Source organism: Streptococcus pluranimalium, from assembly GCF_047785705.1.
Classification (GTDB): Bacteria; Bacillota; Bacilli; order Lactobacillales; family Streptococcaceae; genus Streptococcus; species Streptococcus pluranimalium_A.
Genome location: NZ_JBLOJV010000076.1, coordinates 1 through 2,279, shown reverse-complemented (window position 1 = coordinate 2,279; position 2,279 = coordinate 1). Strand labels below are relative to the sequence as shown.

The 2,279-nt window shown below is 36.5% G+C and carries 5 protein-coding genes; all 5 read right to left on the bottom strand.

The window, feature by feature from the left end:
• Positions 1-149: 149 nt before the first annotated feature.
• Positions 150-524: a hypothetical protein gene (locus tag ACMZ6Z_RS09255; RefSeq protein WP_416132241.1), complete on the bottom strand. Its 375-nt coding sequence runs from the start codon at positions 522-524 to the stop codon at positions 150-152.
• On the bottom strand, positions 496-855 hold the full coding sequence (locus ACMZ6Z_RS09250; protein ID WP_416132240.1) for a hypothetical protein: 360 nt from the start codon (positions 853-855) through the stop codon (positions 496-498). Before ACMZ6Z_RS09250 ends, ACMZ6Z_RS09255 begins: the two co-directional genes overlap by 29 nt.
• A 150-nt stretch (positions 856-1,005) precedes the next feature.
• Positions 1,006-1,245 carry a hypothetical protein gene (locus ACMZ6Z_RS09245; RefSeq protein ID WP_416132239.1) on the bottom strand — a complete coding sequence of 80 codons (240 nt, stop codon included), beginning with the start codon at positions 1,243-1,245 and terminating at the stop codon, positions 1,006-1,008.
• A gap of 76 nt (positions 1,246-1,321) precedes the next feature.
• Positions 1,322-1,630, bottom strand: a complete 309-nt coding sequence (locus tag ACMZ6Z_RS09240) for a hypothetical protein (RefSeq protein WP_416132238.1) — start codon at positions 1,628-1,630, stop codon at positions 1,322-1,324.
• 21 nt (positions 1,631-1,651) lie between these two features.
• The coding region (locus ACMZ6Z_RS09235; protein ID WP_416132237.1) for a hypothetical protein at positions 1,652-2,279 on the bottom strand (628 nt) is incomplete at its 5' end.

Genomic DNA, 2,279 nt, shown 5'->3' with positions numbered 1-2,279 from the left:
TCTTGGCAATCAAGTCAACCAGTTGGTCTTCGTGAAGGCTGGTACTATCAACCTCGGCCACGGATTATCAGGAAAAACAGAAATAATTTCCCCATATTTATACTAGTATATTGTAATTTTTATTCCACTCTTAGAAATACCCGTAAAAATCAATTATTTTTACGTGATAACCAATTATTGTAAGGTCCCTCTAACTCAGGAAATTTTGAAAATAAATCTGGATTATTGGGCAAACTGACATCATGAACTAGTTGTAAATTTCCAAGAAGAAAACTCAACTCCGTGTGGTATTTTTCATCAGTTTTTGCAGGCCATATACCTGTCTGAGCCTTTACAACTATATCATAACCACTCCGTTCTCCCTCTCTATAATCTAAGTAATCTCTATAAGTAACTGGAGCAATTGGCCTATCGCCATGCGCTCCTTCCCATTCAACAAAAACTAAATCTTTTTCTTCCGTTTGGTAAAATCGTAAATATGCTTTATCGTTAATTTCAATAAGGTTTAAGTTGCTCTTTAACATAATTACTCCACTCTTTTATTTCAACTTTCTCAATAGAAACAGGATCTATTACTGCTTCTGGAATACCAGTCGGCAATTTACCGCCCGGAATCCACTGGTCATTTGCACCAAATTCATTACCACTAGGAATGCTTAAATCGGAATAATTCCCTTGTTTGACTTTCATAATAACAGGATTTTCACCCAAAGAGCCGATTTCTAATCCTAAATTCCGTTCAAGATAAGTTATATCACCTCCTGAAGACTGAACAATCGTATCTAAATATTCAACTGGAAACACATACTCTTTTGCAGGTAATTCATTTAAAATATCAGTATCAACAATTCCCATATAGCCTGTTTTCTTTAAAAAATAATCACTTTTGCTTATCCTTGCTACTCCATTTCCAAATAACTGCTCGTGCTCTCTTAAGTAGTCCTTAGAAAAATAAAATTCTGGAGATAATTGGCTGCCTTTTTGAACTGAAGAAATCTGTTTCTGCTATTCCACAGTAAGATTATGAGTCGGAACTTCATTAATCATTCGACCTAAGCGACCTCTTGCGATATCAACCATTAAATCAGACCAATCCGAGACTCCCGCTGACATTGTCGCAATGGTGGTCGAACTACTTTTCACCCAGCCGTAGTGTTGGGCAACAAATTTCTCACCTTCCGTCGCTGGTTTGCCTGTAAATGGATTTAGCCCCGTTTCATTGATATGAGCGTTAAGCTTCTCCATAAACTGTGGGTCACGCTAGTCAATGACCTGCTTTGCCATTAGTTCTTCAAAGCGGTAATAAGAGAGAAATTTATTTTTAAATCACATTTTTCACAATAATCTCATAGGCTCTACCAACTTTTTCTCTCAGCTCTCTTACAATGATATCAATCTCTTTATAAAATTGTTCTTCCGCCTTACGGTCTGCAAAACCATTAAATTTAAAGAGCTTACTTTCATTAATAAATAACCCATCATATACCGACTGTAAAGCTCTCAGTTTTTTATCTAATTCATTATCATTTACTAGCTCGACAGGCAAGTCATTGTCCAAAAAATCACCTGACTCATCGTAAATCCAGAGCGGAAAACATTTATATTCAAAACTTACTTTTATACACTTCATCAAGCACTCCTTATATTATGTTTATTTTGACGACACAGGGTTAGCTCCAACAATAAATCCATTATCTCCAACTGTAATAGCTACCCTTTTTACCTCTCCATTAACAGTTAATTCATAAATTGGCCGTCCTTGTCCTCGTCCTTGGTAACCAATTAATTCACCGTATTCCAACGAATCCATTAGATAATCCGGAATAGAATCCAAGGGAATACCCTTTTGTATAAACTCGTCCCCGTGTCTAGAAATAATATGCTCTAACCCTGCTCTCTCGTTTCCTTTTTCCAACCATAGTATCTTCCCAGAAGAGTCTTTACCAATGATAATCATCTCGTCTGGATTATACTTGACATTCTGACTAGCCAATTCCTCTACTAAATCTGAGTTGATTCTACTAGATCTAGGGGAAATATAATTACCAGTAGTTTGTTCAGTGACTTCTGCTATCGTTTGGGAATTATTCTTAGGCAAATCGACATCAGAAGTTGTTTTTAGGTTGGAAAACCTTGATGTTTGATATCTAGTTACTAGCCCAGGTCCCTTTAACAAAGCGACAACAGCTAATACATTACTAACCACTTTAACTGGTGTATATAGCTTAGCAGTTGTTATTTCAGCTTCCGTTGCTGGCTTACCAGTAATGGGGTTGATT